General features: G+C 57.5%; 12 protein-coding genes and 1 tRNA gene. 8 read left to right on the forward strand and 5 right to left on the reverse strand.

What is annotated here, in order from left to right:
• Positions 1-112 precede the first annotated feature (112 nt).
• Positions 113-200 (reverse strand) — tRNA-Ser (locus ACMGEE_RS00005).
• Positions 201-427: 227 nt separating this feature from the next.
• Here ACMGEE_RS00005 and ACMGEE_RS00010 point away from each other — a divergent pair.
• The 4 genes from ACMGEE_RS00010 to ACMGEE_RS00025 all read left to right on the forward strand — a co-directional run bounded on the left by ACMGEE_RS00010 (position 428) and on the right by ACMGEE_RS00025 (position 4,279).
• Entirely contained in the window at positions 428-1,888 is a 1,461-nt protein-coding gene (locus ACMGEE_RS00010) for a peptide MFS transporter (RefSeq protein WP_301252253.1), read from the forward strand.
• A gap of 86 nt (positions 1,889-1,974) precedes the next feature.
• A complete protein-coding gene (gene ghrA, locus ACMGEE_RS00015) occupies positions 1,975-2,916 on the forward strand; it encodes a glyoxylate/hydroxypyruvate reductase GhrA (protein ID WP_253460573.1) in 942 nt (313 codons plus the stop codon).
• A 37-nt stretch (positions 2,917-2,953) separates the two neighbouring features.
• Positions 2,954-3,691, forward strand: coding sequence for a phosphatase (locus ACMGEE_RS00020; protein ID WP_253460576.1), 738 nt, complete (start codon positions 2,954-2,956; stop codon positions 3,689-3,691).
• A gap of 33 nt (positions 3,692-3,724) precedes the next feature.
• The gene (locus ACMGEE_RS00025) at positions 3,725-4,279 is read left to right on the forward strand and encodes a TorD/DmsD family molecular chaperone (RefSeq protein ID WP_253460579.1); all 555 of its coding nucleotides are present in this window, start codon (positions 3,725-3,727) and stop codon (positions 4,277-4,279) included.
• Positions 4,280-4,487: 208 nt separating this feature from the next.
• Here ACMGEE_RS00025 and ACMGEE_RS00030 read toward each other — a convergent pair whose 3' ends face one another.
• On the reverse strand, positions 4,488-5,855 hold the full coding sequence (locus tag ACMGEE_RS00030; RefSeq protein WP_301252250.1) for a CoA transferase: 1,368 nt from the start codon (positions 5,853-5,855) through the stop codon (positions 4,488-4,490).
• Positions 5,856-5,900: 45 nt separating this feature from the next.
• Positions 5,901-6,788, reverse strand: a complete 888-nt coding sequence (locus tag ACMGEE_RS00035) for a DMT family transporter (protein ID WP_436829443.1) — start codon at positions 6,786-6,788, stop codon at positions 5,901-5,903.
• Between the two features lie 123 nt (positions 6,789-6,911).
• On the opposite strand from ACMGEE_RS00035, the gene ACMGEE_RS00040 reads away from it, so the two are divergent.
• Together ACMGEE_RS00040 and exaC are read left to right on the forward strand one after the other, a co-directional pair.
• Positions 6,912-7,622, forward strand: coding sequence for a glutamine amidotransferase (locus ACMGEE_RS00040; RefSeq protein WP_253460587.1), 711 nt, complete (start codon positions 6,912-6,914; stop codon positions 7,620-7,622).
• A 153-nt stretch (positions 7,623-7,775) separates the two neighbouring features.
• On the forward strand, positions 7,776-9,296 hold the full coding sequence (gene exaC / locus ACMGEE_RS00045; protein WP_253460591.1) for an acetaldehyde dehydrogenase ExaC: 1,521 nt from the start codon (positions 7,776-7,778) through the stop codon (positions 9,294-9,296).
• Between the two features lie 68 nt (positions 9,297-9,364).
• Here exaC and ACMGEE_RS00050 read toward each other — a convergent pair whose 3' ends face one another.
• Positions 9,365-11,539 carry a putative bifunctional diguanylate cyclase/phosphodiesterase gene (locus tag ACMGEE_RS00050; RefSeq protein WP_436829444.1) on the reverse strand — a complete coding sequence of 725 codons (2,175 nt, stop codon included), beginning with the start codon at positions 11,537-11,539 and terminating at the stop codon, positions 9,365-9,367.
• Between the two features lie 1,209 nt (positions 11,540-12,748).
• Here ACMGEE_RS00050 and ACMGEE_RS00055 point away from each other — a divergent pair.
• The gene (locus tag ACMGEE_RS00055; RefSeq protein ID WP_253460597.1) at positions 12,749-14,278 is read left to right on the forward strand and encodes a lipopolysaccharide biosynthesis protein; all 1,530 of its coding nucleotides are present in this window, start codon (positions 12,749-12,751) and stop codon (positions 14,276-14,278) included.
• Positions 14,275-15,273 carry a glycosyltransferase gene (locus ACMGEE_RS00060; protein ID WP_436829445.1) on the forward strand — a complete coding sequence of 333 codons (999 nt, stop codon included), beginning with the start codon at positions 14,275-14,277 and terminating at the stop codon, positions 15,271-15,273. Before ACMGEE_RS00055 ends, ACMGEE_RS00060 begins: the two co-directional genes overlap by 4 nt.
• Before the next feature lie 3 nt (positions 15,274-15,276).
• Here ACMGEE_RS00060 and ACMGEE_RS00065 read toward each other — a convergent pair whose 3' ends face one another.
• Complete coding sequence (locus ACMGEE_RS00065) at positions 15,277-16,626, reverse strand: cation:proton antiporter (protein ID WP_436829446.1); 1,350 nt, start codon at positions 16,624-16,626, stop codon at positions 15,277-15,279.
• Positions 16,627-17,174 lie beyond the last annotated feature (548 nt).

Raw genomic sequence — 17,174 nt, forward strand, 5'->3', positions numbered from 1 at the left:
GTCCAACCGGCTGAAGCCGGTTGTCGAACCCGGTCAAGGGTTCTCACCCTTCCTCGTGGGGAACATGCATAAAAAAAAGCCTGAACGTGAGTTCAGGCTCTTTCTTTAAATATGGCGGTGAGGAAGGGATTCGAACCCTTGATACGTTGCCGTATACACACTTTCCAGGCGTGCTCCTTCAGCCACTCGGACACCTCACCATATTGTTACGCAAGCTTGCTGCGTGGCCGGTAATGTAGGGAAAAGTCGTGCGCGGGTCAACACCCTTTCTGCACTTTTCCGCTCGTTTACTCATTTTTGCAGCAGGCTGCTGCTAAATTCGGCAAAAGGACCGTTTACTAAAGTAAAACGCAACGGTATCAGCGCAATTGGCCGAACAATGTGCATAATGATTCGCTTTATCAGGCTAAAAAATCACGAGGCCACAGTGACTATCCAGACTAAAAACGGTGGAGCGACAGGGCAGGAAGGTACGCGCGCGCTTTTCTTTATCCAGATTTTCGCCACCCTTGGCTTTGCCGTGCTCTATTCCACCCTGGTGCTTTATGCCACCAAACGACTCGGCTTCAGCGAGGCGCAGGCCAACGCCATGATGGGCGTGTTCGGCGCTTTCAACTACGGGCTGCATCTGTTTGGCGGCTACCTCGGCGGACGCTACCTCAGCAACCGTAACCTGTTTGTGCTGGGTATGGTGTTGCAGGTCATTGGTTGTTGGATCCTCTCCGGGCAAAGCGCGGACGGGCTGTACTGGGGGCTGGCGATGTTCCTCACCGGCAGCGGCCTGAACGTAACCTGTATCAATATGATGCTGACCCAGCGTTTTACGCCGGAAGACAGCCGTCGCGAAAGCGCCTTCCTGTGGAACTATGCCGGGATGAACCTGGGCTTCTTTATCGGCTTCACTGGCGCGGGCTATTTCCAGCTACAGGAGCATTACCAGGCGCTGTTCCTGTTCGCCACGCTGGGCAACGCCGTCGCCATCGTTATTTCTCTGCTGCGCTGGAAAACGCTGGCGGATATCGATACGCCGCTGCTGCACGTCAACAAATCGCAGCTGCGGCTGCGGATGCTGGCGGGCCTGCTGATCCTGGTGGTGCTGGTGCCGATTATCCGCCTGATGCTGACCCATGCTGATTTTACCGGCACTTTTGTACTGATCCTCGGCGCGGTTGTTTTCCTGTTGCTTGCCGCCACCACGCTGCGACATCGCCCACGGGAAGAACAGCGCCGAATGGCCGCCTACTTGATCCTGGCATTGGGCGCGCTGGTGTTCTGGACGCTTTACCAGCTGGCGCCGATGGGGCTGATGCTGTTTACCGAACACAATATTATGCTGAACGTTTGGGGCATCCGGGTTGCGCCGCAGTGGGTGCAAAACATCAATACGCTGGTGATTGTTTTCGGCGGGCCGCTGTTGGCAATGGGCTTTCGTAACATGCGCGAGCGTGGCTGGCGCATCGATATTCCTTTGCAGTTCGCTTCTTCGCTGTTCTGTATCGGGCTGGGGATGCTGGTCTTGCCCGTGGGTATTATGCTGGCCGGCGGCGACGGCATGGTGGCGTTCAAATGGATCGCGATCAGCTACATTCTGCAAAGCCTGGCCGAGCTGCTGATTTCGCCGGTTGGCTACGCGATGATCGGCAGACTGGCGCCGCTACGTTATCAGGGCGTGATGATGGGCTGCTGGATGATGGTAACAGGCGTCGCGTCGGTGCTGGCCGGTCACGTTTCCGGCATGATGCCGGAGAACAGCGGCAGTTCGCCTGCGCTGACCAACCCTGGCTACAGCCATATCTTTATGCTGCTGGGCTGCGGCAGCGTCGCCACAGGTCTGATCCTGCTGCTGTTGATGCCGCTGCTGCGCAGGCTTATCCAGACGACACGCTAGCCAGGGGGGCCATAACGGCCCCCTTATTTTTTGCTTGCCACGGGCTGCATTTTCCCTGAGCCTGAAGGAAAAACAGGAGAAGCCGCGTGGATATCATTTTTTATCATCCTTCCTTTAATGCAAAAAAATGGCAGGCCGGATTAGAGCAGCGTTTGCCGCAGGCCCGCGTGCGTGAATGGACGCCGGGCGATCGGGCTCCTGCGGATTACGCGCTGGTGCGCCAGCCGCCGGTAGCGATGCTGCAGGGCCGTACGGATTTAAAAGGCGTTTTTGCGCTGGGCGCGGGCGTGGATGATATTCTCAACCAGCTGCGCGAACATCCGCAGATGCTGGCGGCTGGCGTGCCGCTGTTTCGTCTGGAGGATACCGGCATGGGTCGCCAGATGCAGGAATATGCGGTCTGGCACGTGCTGGGCTGGTTCCGCCGCTTTAACGACTATCAGCAGCAGAAAAGCCAGGCGCTGTGGCAGCCGCTGCGCAACCCTGGCCGGGACGCCTTTACCATCGGCATTCTGGGCGCGGGCGTGTTGGGGCGCAGCGTGGCGGAAAGCCTGCGCTACTGGGGTTTTCCGGTGCGCTGCTGGAGCCGCACGCCGAAAACGCTGCCGGGCGTCACCAGTTTCCACGGCGAAGCGCAGCTGAGCGAGTTTCTTTCCGGCACCCGCGTGCTGATTAACCTGTTGCCGAACACGCCGCAAACCGTCGGCATTCTGAACCGTGGTTTACTGAGTCAGCTTCAGCCGGAGGCTTATCTGATTAATCTGGCGCGCGGCGCGCATCTGGTGGAAGAAGATCTGCTGGCGGCGCTGGCGGCGGGCGAAATCAAGGCGGCGGCGCTGGACGTTTTTGCGCAGGAGCCGCTGGCGCAGGATCATCCTTTCTGGACGCATCCGGCTATCGCCATCACGCCGCATAATGCGGCTGTCACCTTGCCGGAGGAAGCTATGGACTACATTGCTGACGCCATCCGCCAGCGTGAAGCGGGTGATATGCCCGCCGGTCAGGTCGATCTGGCGCGAGGCTACTAACTCGTCCGGGCCGAGTGCCCGTCAACAAGGAGAAATTATGTACCCTGTCGATCTTCATATGCACACCGTTGCCAGCACCCATGCCTATAGCACGCTGCGTGACTACGTCCAGCAGGCGCAAACCTGCGGCGTCAAACTGCTGGCGATCACCGATCACGGCCCCGATATGGCCGATGCGCCGCACCACTGGCATTTTATCAATATGCGAGTCTGGCCGCGCGTGGTGGACGGCATTGGCATCCTGCGCGGTATTGAAGCCAATATTAAAAACCTGGCGGGCGATATCGACTGCACCGGGCCGATGATGGAGGCCATGGATATCGTGGTGGCAGGCTTTCACGAGCCGGTTTTCGCACCGCGCGACAAGGCGACCAATACCGAAGCGATGATCGCCGCCATGGCCAGCGGCAACGTGCATATCATCAGCCATCCGGGCAACCCGAAGTACCCTGTTGATATTCCTGCTATTGCCGAGGCCGCCGCAAAATATGAGGTGGCGCTGGAGCTGAACAACTCCTCTTTTACCCACTCGCGCAAGGGTAGCGAGCCTAACTGTCGTGCTATTGCAGCCGCAGTACGCGATGCCGGCGGCTGGATCGCCTGCGGCTCGGATTCCCATACTGCCTTTACGCTGGGCAATTTTGAGCATTGTCTGCGGATCATGAAGGAAGTGGATTTTCCCGAAGAACGCGTATTAAATGTCACGCCGCGCCGCCTGCTGGATTTTTTACAGCGCAGAACCGGCACGACCATTACAGAATTTGCTGACCTGTGACGTTGTCACGCTTAACGCTATGGACCCATCCCGATGAATGAATTTTCGATTATCTGCCGCATCCTTGGCTCGCTCTATAACCGCCAGCCGCAGGATCCGCTGCTGGTGCCGCTGTTTACGCTGTTGCGCGAGGGTAAGCTGCAGCAGCAGTGGCCGCTGGAGCAGGACGAGTTGCTGACGCGTTTGCAGCAGAACAGCGATCCGCAGGCGCTGGCCGCTGACTATAACGCGCTGTTTGTTGGCAGCGACTGCAAGGTGTCGCCGGAGGGTTCAAAGTGGGAAAACGGCCCGCAGGAGAGCGAAGTGCGGGCGTTTTTGCAGAGCCGTGGCATGCCGCTTGGCGAAGGCCCGGCCGATCGGTTTGGCTCGCTGCTGCTGGCCGCTTCCTGGCTGGAGGATCAGTCGCAGGAGGATGAGGTACAGGCGCAAATTACGCTGTTCGACGACTATCTGCTGCCGTGGTGCGGTCAGTTCCTGGGCAAGGTGGAAGCCTGGGCCGATACGCCGTTTTACCGTACGCTGGCCGCGCTAAGTCGCGAAGCGATTCAGGCGATGCGCGACGAGCTGGCGGAAGAAGACGAAGCGTAAAGCTGCGGACAATCCGGCTGGCCTGGTTTCTGCCGGTAGTCACTGAGTAAAGCCAGTACCGCGCCCGGCGATACTGGCTTTACTTTATCAGTTAACAGGTGCGCAAAGCGGGCCGATCGTCTTGCTGTACTTTGTCACTTAACAGGTGCGCGAAACGGCCCGGTCATCTGGCTTTACTTTATCAGTTAACAGGCGCGTAGCCAGCGGGTTAATCCCGCCACGCTGCGCGCGCAGAACCCAACGGCGAGGCGGAAGCAGACCAAACCAGCGGCGTGCCGGGCAGCTCCACCGGCGGTTTAAGGCGCAGGCCGATCCCCCAGGCGTTTATCTCCGTTTCGACATTGTTATCATGCGGTTGTGCGCTAACCAGCCCTTTGGGGCGCATCGCCTCGGGATAAGGATTATCGGTCAGCAGGCAGGCAGTGCGGGCCAGCGACAGCCTGGCGCTGAAGCCCGTGCCGTTTTGCAGCCTGAGCCGCATGCCTTCCAGCGCGGCGGCGGCCATCAGATAGCCGGTAGCATGGTCGAGCGCCTGTACCGGCAGCGGCACCGGTTTCTCGCTGTGCTGCCACTGACTGCCGGTTTCCGCTATGCCGCAGCCCATCTGCACCAGGCTGTCAAAACCGCGCCGGTTGCGCCACGGCCCCGTCCAGCCCCAGGCGTTCAGGCTGACGTCGATCAGGCCAGGAGAAAGCTTTTGTCGTGCCTCCGTATCATACCCCAGCGCGCTCAGCGCATCGGCACGATAGCCGTGGATCAGAATATCCGCCTGGCCCAGCAGCTGTGCAAAAATCTGCCTGCCTGCCGCCGACTTTAAATCGAGGCGCGCGCAGCGTTTGCCCAGCGTGACTTCCTCCTCCAGCGTCGGCTCCTGCCAGCCCGGCGGATCGAGCCGCAGCACGTCCGCGCCCAGCCCGGCCAGAAAGCGCGTGGCGACCGGCCCGGCGATAATTCGGGTCAGATCCAGCACCCTGACGCCTTGCAGCGGCCGCAGCCCTGGCAGCGCCCAGCCCGGCGCGGCGGCCTGCGGCTGTACGCTTTGCGCTATCAGCGGCTCGTGCCGTACGCTTTGCCCCTGTGAGTGCTGCCGCCAGGCTTCCACGCTGCGCATCTCTGCCGCACAGCCGCCCGCGTCAATCACCGCCTGTTCAAGCGCGGTTTTGTCCCAGCGGCTGACGGCCTGCGCCAAATCGGCGCGGCTGGCGTGCGTGCCCAGCACGTTTTCCATCGCCGCCCGGTGATGCGGCGCGTTGGTGTGCAGGCGGATCCAGCCGTTTGCGGCGGCGTAGTCTCCGGCAAAGGCATCCCACAGCGAGGGCGCAGAGCGGTTTACGGGCTGAAAGCTGTGTTGAAACCAGCGGGACGCCAGGCGCATATCGACGCGCTGACGGGCGGGATTGCCGGTCAGGGCTGCGGCCGCCTGCATCGCCAGCGCCATGCTGGTGGCCGCCAGCTCGGTGACCGGAAAGGCGGAAGGGAGACGCTGCTCGCCGATAAAATGGACATCGGGCGCGTCGTCATTGCGTAATGCCTGCCAGAGCTGTTGCCAGCATTGTGCGGTTAACCGGGTCGTCATTGCTTCCTCCTTTAATTTAACCATAGCAATGAAGATCGGCGGTCGCTAGCGCAGCCGCTTCAGCTTTGGCTGGCGGGCGTGCATCCTCAGGTTGCGCAGGTTGATCACCGCAATCGCCGTGCCGGCCACCACCAGCAGCGAGCCGAAAACCTTAAAGATATTCATGCTGTCGCCCAGCACCAGCACGCCCATAATCACCGACAGCACCGGCGTCAGCAGCGAATAGGGCATAATCAGATTGACGTTATAGGTGCGCAGCAGGCCATACCACAGCGAATAGGCGACGATGGAAGAGCAGATTGCGCTGTACAAAATCGCGAACCAGCCTCGCCATGAAGCGTTAACCAGGCTGGTCAGCTGGCCGCTTTCCATAAAGAAGGATGAGAGGCCCACGATGGGGATCGCCAGAAAAGAGAGCCAGCCGGTCATGGTAAGCGGCTTGATCGACGGGGATTTCTTCACGATAAGGTTGCTGACGGCCCAGCCCACCGCGCTGCAAAGCAGCAGGCACAGCACCCACCATGTTGGAATGGTCGGGCTGCCCGCCAGCACCACCACGCCGCTCAGTGAAATGGCGATGCCCAACATCTGTACCAGCGACAGTTTTTCCTGCAAAAAAATCATTGCCAGGATCATCGCGAAAGGCGTACCCAGCTGCACCACGATGGCGCCTGTGCCCGCGTCGGTATATTTCAGGCCGAGAAACAGCAGCGAGAAATGCATAAAGCCAAAGGTAAAGGCCAGCGGCACCAGATAGCGCAGCTGTTCACGCGTAACGCGGGTAAAAGGCACCAGGATCAGCGCCACCACCACAAAGCGCATCAGCGTCAGAAACAGCGGCGGCACCTCGCCAAGCCCCCATTTTACCGCAACGTTATTGAAAGCCCAGGTGGTGACCACCAGCAAAATCAGGAAAAAATGACGTACAGCCACAACGCAATCCTTTAGTGTGTTTAATCATTAGCCTATGATGGCACGAATCGCCATGATGTTAAGCGTGAAGGCCCTTTTTTCTTGTAAGATTCCGAATCAGCCGCATAAGGAGATTGCCAGACAATGAACGCGCTTCCTTTCGCTATTATCCAGTTTGAAACGCCGCCTGCGGGCGTCATGGCGCAGGTGGGCGAGCAGCAGCACTGGTTTATCGCCGCTGCGGGTTTACAGCCGGATGCCTGGCTGATCGTGCGTCCCGATCTGGGCGAAGCGCTGCCCGATCCCGCTTTGCTGTCGGGGGCCATTCTCTCCGGCTCCTGGGCGATGGTCACCGATCATGCGGAGTGGAGCGAGCGTACGGCCGCCTGGATACGCAGCGCTATGGATCATCAGCTGCCGCTGCTGGGCGTCTGCTATGGTCATCAGCTCATGGCTTATGCGCTGGGCGGCAAGGTGGGCGATAATCCGCGTGGCTGGGAAGGGGGAGTGCAGCAGATCACCCGTCACGAAGAGGGCGCTGAAGATGTATTGCTGGGCGCGCTGCCGGGGCAGTTTTCCGCGTGGCTTTCCCATCGTCAGTCGGTGCTGCGACCACCGACCGGTGCGCGGGTGCTTGCCTCTTCCGTGATGGATCCGTGTCAGATCGTTCGCTACAGCCCACAGGCGCTCTCGGTGCAGTTCCATCCCGAGTTTACGTCGGCGATTATGGCGGCCTGTCAGCAAAACAGCTCAAGGCCCGAAGCCGCTGGCGAAGCGCTCCCCGAACCCAGCTGGCCGCTGCGGCTTTTGCAGAATTTTTGTCAGCAGCCGCGCGCGATAGCGCGCCTCGCCTGACGCAACGGGGCGGCTTTGCCGTCCTCTTTCCTCGCTTTAGCGCTTTCCTTTCGGCGCGGTCACACTTTCCGCCCGGCCCGGCTGTCAATTTCTCCTGTTCTGTTAATGTTAATTTCAAGTTGTTTAATTGTTAATTATAGCGGAGAGACGATCATGCGCTACGCATATCCGGGCAGTCAGGATTCCTTAATCGTGCTGAAATCGCACTACGGCAATTTTATCAACGGCGAGTTTGTTGCGCCGGTAAACGGTAATTACTTTACCAATACGTCACCGGTTAACGGCTCGACCATCGGCGAGTTCCCACGTTCAGATAAGGTGGATGTTGAAAACGCCATCGATGCGGCGCACGCGGCGGCGGAAGCCTGGGGCAAAACTTCCGTCCAGTCGCGTTCGCTGACGCTGCTGAAAATCGCCGATCGGCTGGAAGAGAAGCTGGAATATCTGGCCGTCAACGAAAGCTGGGACAATGGCAAACCGGTACGCGAGACGCTGGCGGCGGATCTGCCGTTGGCGGTCGATCATTTTCGCTATTTCGCGGGCTGCCTGCGCGCGCAGGAAGGCACGGCGGCGGAAATCGACGAGTTTACCGCCGCCTACCATTTTCACGAACCGCTGGGCGTGGTCGGCCAGATTATCCCGTGGAACTTTCCACTGCTGATGGCGGCCTGGAAGCTGGCACCGGCGCTTGGCGCGGGCAACTGTGTGGTGCTGAAACCGGCGGAGCAGACGCCGCTGTCAATCACGCTGTTTGTCGAGCTGATCGCCGACCTGCTGCCGAAAGGCGTGCTGAACGTAGTGCATGGCTTTGGTCGTGAAGCGGGTGAGGCGCTGGCGGGCAATCCGCGCATCGCCAAAATCGCCTTTACCGGCTCTACCGCTACCGGCGGCCATATCCTGGAGCTGGCGGCGAAAAACCTTATTCCTTCAACGGTTGAGCTGGGCGGCAAGTCACCGAACATCTTCTTTGAGGACATCATGCAGGCCGAGCCTTCTTTTATAGAGAAAGCGGCGGAAGGCGTGGTGCTGGGCTTTCTGAATCAGGGTGAGGTATGCACCTGTCCTTCGCGCGCGCTGGTGCAGGAATCCATTTATGCGCCCTTTATGGAAGCGGTATTAAAAAGAATTAAAACCATCAGGCGCGGCGATCCTATGGATACCGACACCATGATCGGCGCGCAGGCTTCGCAGCAGCAGTTTGATAAAATTCTCTCTTATCTGGACATTGCGCGGCAGGAAGGCGCAGAGGTGCTGACCGGCGGCGGCGTGGAGAAGCTGGACGACGATCTGGCCGGCGGCTATTACATTCAGCCCACGCTGCTCAAGGGCAACAACAGTATGCGCGTGTTCCAGGAGGAGATCTTCGGGCCTGTTGTAGGCATCACGACCTTTAAAGATGAGGCGGAAGCTATCGCCATTGCCAACGACTCGATCTATGGGCTGGGCGCGGGCGTCTGGACGCGCGATATCAACCGCGCTTATCGGGTTGGCAGGGCGATTAGGGCAGGGCGCGTCTGGACCAACTGCTATCATCTGTATCCGGCACACGCGGCGTTTGGCGGCTACAAAAAGTCCGGCATCGGGCGGGAAACGCATAAAATGATGCTCGATCACTATCAGCAAACCAAAAACCTGCTGGTCAGCTACAGCACCGAACCGCTGGGTTTCTTTTAACATCCTGCGCCGCGCGTCGTTAATGAACGGGCGCGGCGTCAATAAGAAGGTGACGTTGTCACGCTGCGTTAGCTGGCTTTATCGGGAGCCAGCAGCGCAGCAATTTCCTGTTCCGATACGGCCTGCGAAAAAAGGTAGCCCTGTAGCTCATTACAACCCGCCTCCGCCAGCGCCGCCATCTGGCTGTTGGTTTCCACGCCTTCTGCGGTTACGGTCAGCCCCATTGCCTGGCCCAGTCTTACCACCGATTCGATGATGGCGGTTGAGTTCTCCGTCACGCCCAGCGACTGGGTAAAGGAGCGGTCGATTTTGATTTTATCCACCGAGAAATGACTCAGGTAATTCAGACTGGAGTAGCCCGTGCCGAAATCATCCAGCGCGATACGGAAACCCGCTTCACGCAGCGCGCGCATAATCTCCTGCGCGCCTTTCTCATCTTCAATCAGCACGCCTTCGGTAATTTCCAGCTCAATACGGGAAGGCAGCGTTTTTTCCTGCTGGACGATGGCTTTAAACCGCTCCACAAAGCCCGCTGAACGAAACTGTAAAGGGGAGACATTAATGGCCATGGAGATATCGGGCCACGCCAGCGACACGCGGCAGGCTTCACGCAGCACCCACTCGCCAATCTGGATAATCAGGCCCATTTCCTCCGCCAGCGGAATAAATTCGCCGGGCGAAATCACGCCGCGCTGCGGATGATGCCAGCGCATCAGCGCTTCCAGACCCACGACTTGCTGCCCGGAAATATCCATCAGCGGCTGATAGTAAACGGCCAGATCGCGCTTGTTTTGCAGCGCGGCGCGTAAATCAGCCGCAATCAGCTGGCGCGTTTTGACCTGTTCATCCATCGAGTTATCAAACACGCGATACTGACCGCGCCCCTGGCTTTTGGCCTCGTACAGCGCGATATCCGCTTTACGCATCATTTCCAGCCGATCGCTCGCATCCTGAGGCGCCATCGCCACGCCAATACTGACGCCTATCCAGGTTTCACTGCCCAGCAGCGTAAAAGGCCGCGCCAGCGAGGCAATGATCCGCTCGCACAGCTTCTGAATATCGCTGAACGTGGTGATCCCTTCCACGATAACCACAAATTCGTCGCCGCCAAGCCGGCCTACGGTATCGGCTTCTCTGACCTCCTGATTAAGGCGATGCCCCACGTCGATAATCAGCTCGTCTCCCGCATGGTGCCCATAGGTGTCATTAACCTGTTTAAAACGGTCGAGATCCAGCAGCAGCAGCGCGACATGTTCAGGACTGCGGTTCAGCTTGCCCAGCGCCTGCGTCAGCCGTTCCTCAACCAGCGCGCGATTAGGGAGGCCGGTCAGCACGTCGTGGAAAGCCAGATGCTGCGCCTGCGCCTCGCTGGCGCTCAGCTGAAGCAGCGACTGTGAGAGTTTGAGCGAGGACAGCCACAGGCGGCGGATCATCACTCCGCAGATCAGCGTGATAATCAGCACCATTGCCAGCCCGACCGGGCCGATAACCTGAAACATTTGCGTGCCGGGCGCGGCCGGGCGCCAGCTGATATAGCCCAGCGCGTCGCCGAGGCGATTTTTTAACAAATAGTTAGCGCCCGTTTTCATCGGCTTGCCGTCGGCGTAGTGCAGATCGTGCAGCAGGCTGCGTTGAGAGAGGGAATTGAGATAGCTGGCGTCCAGATATTTTACGCTCACCAGCCGAAAACGCCCGCTGCCGCCGTAGCCGTCGTCAATAATGCTGATGGCGAGCGCAGCGGGCCGTTTATCGATCAGGGTAAAGTCGATCGCTTCGGCGTGTCCGCCGCTGGCAAAAGGGGTTTTAAGCCGGGCCGATAGCTCATTGATCGGCTGACGCAGATGTTCGAACTGCGCCACAGGGACGTTTTTATCCCACTCCCAGCGATACACCGGACGATCTTCCTCATCAAGAATATAGATAAGCTGGTGGCCGAACATGGTCGACAGCCAGGTGCCGACGTTCTGGTTCAGCCAGGGCGTATCCTGTAGCGCGCGATCCAGACGACGGCCAAGCGGCTGCCATAGCGCCAGGCTGCGATTCTGTTTGATCATTTCCGTCAGGCTTTGCGTCAGCGAAGTCTCGATAATCTGCTGCTGCTGGTGAGCGGCGTCGCGATTGGTTTTCGCGGTGGCCCACCAGACCGTAAACGTTGCCGCAGTAAAAATAATTAATAACACCAGCACCAAAGGTATAAGCACTTCGCGGATAAAATGGCTGCGAAAACTCTCTGATATTTTCATGTTTTTTATCAACCCACTCTCAGGACGGCAACACTCCCTCTACTTTGAGGCTAGCATAAATCCCGGCCGCGGTTGGCTGAGGTGGCAGAGGCGGAATTATGCGTCAGAAGATTGAATGTGATCTCTGTCACGTTAGTCGTGGCAGCCTGCCTCTTTGTGGCAGAAACAGCGGAAAAAGAGACGGCCGGCCGCGCGCTTTATGCGCCCCATCATGGTTGCGCCAGGCCAGCTCCTGGCAGGGATAAAACCGTTATTTTGATAAAATCACAGTAAAAACAGCAGGTTGAAAATTTCCGCATGGCGGGCAAACACCCTCGGGAACGGCAGGGAAAAGCACGGATACGGCGCTTAAACTAAAAGAGTAGTGATTTTTATTATCGCTATTCTACAACAAGCTGATTCACATTTTTATTTTCTTATTCAGGTCATTTTTATTTTATGCGGGTAAAATAGTAAAGAAGATGATATTTATTTTTATCTTTAATCGTATTGGTGTGTTTTTTTATCACGGTCGTCCAGGTTTTTTTAAACTAATTAATAAAACGAGGCATAAAAAATAACGATTGAGTTAGCATCGGTTTTTCTGTGCCTTAAAGCGCTCAGCATTCATTGGTCCGAATTGAAAATAAGCCGGTGGAAGCGTGAGCTGAAAACGGGTTAACTGTCCGCGCTTATGACAGGTCGGGATCCTCATCAGGGCCGATTGGGGGAATTTTTCGCCAGAGGCTGAATTTGCGCGCGCTGCCGGTTGGCTTCAGGCTTCACTCCGCGCAGCTTTTCGCTATCCATAAGCCGCCTTTTTCTGTTGCCGGACGAGGCCGCCGCGTCGGGCAGCCGGCAAGGGCCAGAAGAAACTAAAAGCCTGTCTCAGCATCAGGGCCACCCGCTAAACCTTGTCGGCCATGACTTTCGCCATGCTCACGACATCGCTCCAGATAAAAATGGCCCGGCAGAATGTAAAAAGCGGATAATGATTGTTCAGCCTTTTTTATCTCAGATTTACTATTTTTTTAATAGCCTGTATTGGACGTTAAAGATACAAGCTTGCCGCATTCTTTTATAACAACCTGTTGCCGGGCGGTACTATTCAGGCGTGGCTTCGGGCACCGCGCATCGCGCTTTTAAGACTATTTCCCGGATGTAGTTCGGGCAGCGATTTGTTAGTCTGCGTTATTGATAAATGATAAACCGAGCACGATAGAAGAGATTATGTCGATTAAGCGTAATGCGGTTGCGAATTATGTCGGTCAGATTTATATCACGCTTGCCGGGATACTGGTCGTACCCTTATATATTCATCAACTGGGCATGGAGATTTACGGCCTTATCGGCTTTTTCTCGATCCTGTTGACCTGGCTACAGCTGCTGGACGTGGGGATTTCCACCACGCTGCTGCGTGAGGCGGCCCGCTATCGCGCCGATCGGGAGCAAAACCCGTGGTTTCCCTCGCTGTTCGCTACGCTGGGTAAGTTCTTTCTGATCTCTTCCGCCGTGCTGGTGGTGATGGGCTGGTTCGCCTCGCCTTATGTCGCCTCGCACTGGCTGCATGCGAAAACTATCCCGCATCAGGATTTGGTGATTGCCGTCGGCATCATGGTGCTGACCGCCGCTATCCGCTGGCGTATCGGGCCTTATCGCAGCGTAATTGTCGGCTATGAACATCAGGTCTGGCTGAACGCGCTGAACCTGGTGGTGATTACGCTGCGCACCTTTGGCGCGGTGTTCGTTATTCGTTTCGCGTCGAACCCGGTCATCTTCTTCTTCTGCTGGCAGCTGTTGATTTCACTGGGCGAGGCCTTCTTCTGCATTCGCAAATCCTACCAGCTGGTGCCTAAAAGCGATCGCAACACCAGGGTGGATAACCTGAAAGGCGTGCTGAAGCCTTTCCTGCGCTTTGCCGTCGGCGCGGCTTTTTCCAGCGCCATCTGGACGTTTATTTCGCAGATTGACCGTCTGGTGCTGTCCAAAACGCTGCCGCTGGCGACCTACGGTTCCTTTACCGTGGTGGCGACGGCGGCAACCGGCATCGTGATGCTCAGCAGCCCGATTATGCAGGCGATTGTGCCGCGCATGACGGGGATGCGTACCAAAAGCGAGAACGGCGAGCAGGAAACGCTGAAGCTGTATCGCTGGACAACCCAGGCGGTAAGCATCTTTATGGCGCCGCTCAGCCTGACCATCGCTTTCTATCCAACCCAGCTGATTTGGGCCTGGACGCAGAACGCGCAGATTGGCGAGCAGATGTCGCTGGTAATGACGCTGTATGCGCTGGGCAGCGGCGTACAGGCGATTGTCGGCCTGCTTTATAATTTGCAGTATGTGAACGGCAACCTGTCGCTGCATATGAAAGGCTTTACGCTGTTTGCCATTATCCTGATCCCGCTGAATATTTTTGCGGCCATCCACTATGGCGCGCTGGGTACCGGCATCGTGTGGGTTGCGCAAAACATTTTCTACCTGCTGGTCTGGTCATGGATTGTGCACAGGAAGTTTGCGCCGACGATCCATATGCAGTGGCTGACCCGCGACGTGCTGCTGATCTGGGCCGTTTCCGCCTGCGTGACCTTCCTTACGCTGTCGATCCCTTTCGAGTGGAACGATAACCGCTGGCTGAACCTGCTCTACCTGGGGCTGATCGGTTTTGTGAACCTGGTTATCTGCTGCCTGCTGCACAGTAAAGTAGGCGACTACCTTAAAAATGTAACTTTCCGTCGGCTGAACCTGCGAGGTGAAAGATGAGTAACCAGGACGATCTGGCGCAGCCTACGCTGTCCGTGATTATGCCCGTCTATAATGGCCGGGCCGATCTGAGCGAGGCTGTTGATTCGCTGCTGCAACAAACGGTAGTACCGCAGCAGATTATTATTATCGACGATGGCTCGACCGACGGTACCGATCGGCTGATTGAAGAGTATTGCCAGCGCGATCCGCGTATTCAGCTGGTGCGTAACGCGCACGGCGGCGTCAGCGCCGCCAGGAATAAAGGGCTGGAGCTGGCCACCGGCGACTTCATCTACTTTATGGATGCCGACGATCTCACCGGCCCGACGCTGTTTGCCGACTTCCTGCGTGAAAAGCGCGCCTGTCCGGAGCTGGAGATGTTCTGCTTCGCCGCCAAAATGTTTATGGACGTGCCGGTGGCAGAGCGCAAGCCTGAGATCACGCACGCCCGTAACCTGAAAGGGGTGTACAGCGGCGGCACGGCCTTTATTGAGCAGCTGAACGGCAGCGGCTCCGCGCATCGCGTGCTCTGGTCCAGCATTATCTCTCGCGAGCTGATTGTCCGGACCAAAAGCCGCTTTCTGCCGATCCAGAATCACGAAGACGCGCCTTTTATGTTTACCCTCTATTTGCAGGCAAAACAGGTTTTCGTGGCGCCAGAAGCCTACTACTTTAAGCGCTATACCACGACGTCGCTTTCCGTCCGTACGCGCGATTTTTCCTGGGTGAAGAACTACTTTATCGCTCGTGAAGGTACCGAAGAGGCTATCCGCGCCGCCAACGTGCCGGTGGAACGTTCGCTGGTGGATGATTACTATTTTCCGGTGATGAGCGGCTGCCTGAAAATGTTGCGCGAGCATGATATGACCGTGCCGAAGGAGTACCAGCCCAGGGTAAACGCGCTGGTACGCCAACTGACGCGAAACAATATCAAACTGATGGTTATCTGGTATCTGAACCCGCTTTACAGCAGCCTGGTCTACTGTAAGAAAAAACTCTCCAGCGCGTTATAACGCTTATTCGTCCTGCTCTTTGGCGGCGGCTATTTTGGCCTGCCGCCAGTTGAGCAGCGGCGTGACCGAAATCCCATGCATGATGACGCTGGCAACGATTAACGTAAAGGCGATATTCGCCATGCGCGTCATCTCTTCGCCCGCCACGCCGTGCGTATAGGCCCAGGCAATATAGTTGATACTGCCAATCCCCCTGATCCCCAGCCAGCCGATAATCATCTTCTGCTGCCACGGCACTTTAATGCCTGTCGTGCCGAGCCATACTGCCGCAGGGCGGATAAATACAAACAGCACCAGCGCCATCAGCAGCCCGTCCGGATCCCAGTGATGCGCCAGCGTCACGCCCAGCACGATAATAATGCCGGCCGCAAACAGGCGTTCCACGGTATCACCGAACGACAGCGCATCGCCGACGACCAGGCCTACCGAGCGCGCCGGATCCGGATCAAGAGATTCATGACGGATATGCGGATTGACCAGCACCTCCGCCGGTGGGCGATGGTCGCTGTCGTCAAACGCATCGGCAGGCTGGCGGCGGATAACGTTGACTTCCGCCCGACGCAGACCCACGCCAGCGGCAAAAGCGGCCAGGAAGCCGGAGGCGTCCAGCGCCTGAGCCGCCGCATAGCTCAGCGCAATCAGCGCCAGCGCCAGGAAATCATTCGGGGCGACATCTTTATGCGCGTAGCGCAGGTGCGTGACGTACTGGCCGACAAAGCGGCCAAACACAAAGCCGATGCCCAGCCCGCCGGTGATCCCCCAGAGCACGTCCTTTAACGCCCAGTGGCGGAAAAGATCCAGCGTCATTTCCTGCTGCGTGGTCAGCAGCGTCACCGCCAGCATCAGCAGCGGCAGGGCGGTGCCGTCGTTCATCCCGGCCTCGCTGGAGAGCGACACGCGCAGGTTGTCGTCATCGCGGGCATCGTTAACGGAAATCAGGCTGGCCAGTACGGGATCGGTCGGCGCGACGATGGCGCTAAAGGCGATGGCAAACGGCCAGGAAAGGCCGACCAGATAGTGTGCCGCCAGCGACATACCCAGCACGGTCAGCAGCATGCCGGGGAAAGCCAGCCGCATCCCTAGCCGCCAGCCCTGATGCCGGAACGGCAGCCTGAGTTTCAGCCCGGTGATAAACAGCGAGGCCGCCATTGCGATCTCGGTAAGGTGAGCGGTCAGTTCGGCATGAGCGGCAATATCGATATGCAGCAGATCCAGCACCCAGGGGCCACAAATTACGCCGGCAATCAGGTAGAGAGAAAACGTGGTGATCGGGCCGCGATTGATCCAGCCTGATGCCAGCGACATCAGTAATAAAAGCCCGCCCGTTGCGGCTGTCCAGCCAAGAAAATCCATCGATACGCCTCCATAGTCGTCAGGGGTGATATGGACGCTGACTTAACATGCAAAGCGCCACAGAAAAAAATACAACAAAAACAAGCATATATATTATAAATTTAAGGTTTCCCTTTTCCCGGTGACAGCAAATTGTCTACTTAAATCATATACCTGGCTCACTGAGTATAGACCTAAAAAAAGGGGCGCTTGCGCAAATGGGCCGTCAGGCGGAAACCCGTCCGTGGCGAAACGTCTTTAGCGCCAGTTCTGCGCAACGTCCGTCTGGAACTGCAATTTCCGGGATGAGCGTTATGGCTCAGGGCTGGGGCTGCTTTTTGTCCGCCTTCATTTGCCGTGCCTGAACTGATAAGCCCACAAAATGACTGAGTGCTGAACCACACCCGAAAAACGATTAGCGTTAGCGGCCAGAGGCTTTACAAGGCCGGGCAAAATTTCAGGATGTCATGGCGTCTGATCATGAAAATTCTCACCAGGATTACCGCCTGTCTGTTACTTATTTCAGCGCGGCCAACAGAGGCGGCGTTGCGGATAACAACCCAGGCATT

The organism is Erwinia artemisiae, from assembly GCF_051400835.1.
Lineage (GTDB): Bacteria > Pseudomonadota > Gammaproteobacteria > Enterobacterales > Enterobacteriaceae > Erwinia > Erwinia aeris.